Below are 1,087 nucleotides of genomic sequence, written 5' to 3'. Positions count from 1 at the left end.
TTGCCGCCATTACCAGCCGCCAACGTCGCGGTCGCAGCACCGCCGGCACCACCATCGCCGCCGTTGCCCCACATCTCCCCGCCATGACCACCATTGCCACCATCAGCACCCAGGCCACCGGCACCACCATCACCACCATTGCCGATACCCCCGGCATGACCACCATTGCCACCAGCCACCCCGTCAAGGTTCGACGTCCAGCCATCACCACCATCGCCGAACCACAACCCACCAGCCTGACCATCCACACTGTCGGCAGTACCGTCAGCACCGTTGCAGATCATCCCGCAAAAACCCTCAGTGAACGGCGCCGTCAGCTGATTGATCACACCATTGACCTGCGACCCGAAATCCGAGTTGATCCACTCCTGCAACGCCGCATGCAACGGCGTGTAGAACATGGTCTCCCACATCTGAGCCATCTCTAGGCCCGACGCATCAGCCGAGCCGGGCAGATCCCAGGCCGACCCGGTGAACAGGCTGTTGAAGTCATCGGCCAGGTTGCCCCAGGAGCTCGGGTCGAACAGGTCGGCCAACAGATCGTCGAAGTCGGCATGCACTGCGGGGGCCGACGTCAGCGCGGTGAGGCCTACTGCTGTGAGGATCCCGAGGGCGGCAGGAGCTGTCCTCAGTTCGATGCCGCGCCCTCGTAGGCGCCGCCTTCCTGCGGTTTCGAGACGACGAGACATCGAGCCGACCTTCCTGCGATGACTAGAGACTTCCGTACATGTTTGGCGACTCTAGCCGAACCCACAAGAGAAGAACCATACTAAAAGTATGAAAACATGCCCCATTGCAAACTCTGCGTAGACAATTGACGCCTGCGTAAGTACCGTGCTGTTCCTAAGGCGCATGTTAACCAAGCTTCATGGCGCCAGGTGGCCTGATGGGGAACGGGGGCAGTGGTGGTGGTTCGGCGCGGCGTTGCGGGTGGCGGGAGTTCTAGCTCGGGCGGGTCTGGTCGGCGGGGCCGGCGGATCGTGGGTGCGTCTTCGGCGGTGGGGGCGTTTTTGGCGTTCGGGATGGCGCCCTTGGCGGCGGCGCCGGTGGCCAACGCCGATTTCGAGGACTTCCTGACGGATCTGTT

At 62.7% G+C, this 1,087-nt stretch carries 1 protein-coding gene; it reads right to left on the bottom strand.

All coding sequences use genetic code 11. From position 1 onward, the window contains the following. Positions 1-689, bottom strand: a 689-nt coding sequence (locus A5694_RS24850) for a PGRS repeat-containing protein (RefSeq protein ID WP_342710357.1), incomplete at its 3' end; no start/stop codon positions are given. Positions 690-1,087 lie beyond the last annotated feature (398 nt).

This window comes from Mycolicibacter sinensis, from assembly GCF_001667945.1.
Taxonomy (GTDB): Bacteria; Actinomycetota; Actinomycetes; order Mycobacteriales; family Mycobacteriaceae; genus Mycobacterium; species Mycobacterium sinense_B.
This window is presented reverse-complemented; position numbering and strand designations above follow the sequence as displayed.